Origin of the sequence: Paenibacillus sp. OT2-17, assembly GCF_009827695.1 — a bacterium.
Lineage (GTDB): Bacteria > Bacillota > Bacilli > Paenibacillales > Paenibacillaceae > Paenibacillus > Paenibacillus polymyxa_B.
The window spans coordinates 1-1,459 of sequence record NZ_WUDQ01000746.1 but is presented as its reverse complement, the minus strand read 5'-3'; the positions used below and the strand labels follow the sequence as shown (position 1 = coordinate 1,459).

Here is a 1,459-nt window from a genome sequence, read left to right as displayed (position 1 = left end):
TCATCTGCAAGAAAGAACACATCAAGTGTGAACATTTCTTCATTTTCATCTCGGTATATAAGGGTAGACGGTTCGTCGATCGACGCCAGACCAAGCCGCAATACCTCGTGATGAGTAGTTAATGTTTGCAGCACAGACCGCAATAGATCCTCATCGAAGTCCGGGTTAGCTGTAAATAGCATGGATGTCGCCGTCCGCAAGGTGTAAAATGTACCCAGTTCATTCAACTGCCGCTGAATCGATGTTATTGGAATCTCTCCATGTATCGAATTCTGGTCTGTGTAGCGGAACAAAGTTGTCACAAGCTTGCTGAGATCCTCAATGAACGGGTGCTCCATCAAAAGAGAAATGCCAAGGGAATAACCATGCTGACGCAGGCGTGAGGCCACCTGAACAGCCTTAATAGAATCGCCGCCAAGCAGAAAAAAATGATCTCGAACGCCTATATGATCACTTCCCAAAACGTCTTGCCATACCATAACCAACGCCTTTTCCACATCATTTCTCGGAGCAACATAATCCGTTTGCAAAGAGTCATGTCGGTCCGGCTCAGGTAACGCTTTTCGGTCCGTTTTTCCATTGGATGTAAGAGGAAGCTGCTGCATTGGCATCACATATGCTGGAATCATATAAAACGGCAGCTTTTGCTTGAGCGCATTCTGCACGTCCAGCGGACTCAATGGCTCAGAAGCCACAAAGTATGCACACAAATCCTTGTAGCCGTCTTTGTTCTCCCGCGCTACGACTACTGCTGATTGGATTCCGTCTATAGACAGCAACTGCGCTTCGATCTCGCCCAGTTCAATACGATATCCTCTCACTTTTACCTGTTGATCGATCCGACCCAGATACTCAATGTTGCCATCAGGCATCCAACGCGCCAAATCTCCTGTGCGGTACATCCGCTCATAATCCTCCGCTCCGCTGTTAAACGGATTGGCAGCGAACTTCTCCTTGGTCAATTCCGGTCTATTAAGATAGCCACGGGCTACTCCTATACCACTGATACAAAGTTCTCCCACCACTCCAATCGGCTGCAATCGCTCCGTACCTTCCTGTACAACATACAATTGAATATTATCAATCGGTTTACCGATCGGGATCACCGAGTGCTCTTCCACAGGCTCGCATTCAAAGAATGAAACGTCTACAGTAGCTTCTGTTGGACCATACAAGTTAATTAGTTTTGCGCTTCCAATCCCTGACATAATTCGATAGAAACGCGCCACCTGCTGAGGAGGCAATGCTTCACCGCTGGCAAATACATGTTTTAACGTTTTCAATTGTGCTTGCACCGTTTCCCTTGGTTGCTGCTCCAGATATTCCAGAAAAATATGCAGCATCGCGGGTACAAAATGAAGGGTGCTCACCTTGTCTTCATTAATCGTGTTCAGGATCTGTTCGGGAGACTTTTCTCCGCCGATTGGCAACAAGCTTACTTTTGAGCCCACCATCGACC

At 47.2% G+C, this 1,459-nt stretch carries 1 protein-coding gene; it reads right to left on the bottom strand.

The features are described from left to right. A partial coding sequence (locus GRP75_RS26725) for a non-ribosomal peptide synthetase (RefSeq protein ID WP_160790866.1) occupies positions 1–1,459 on the bottom strand: 1,459 nt, incomplete at both ends.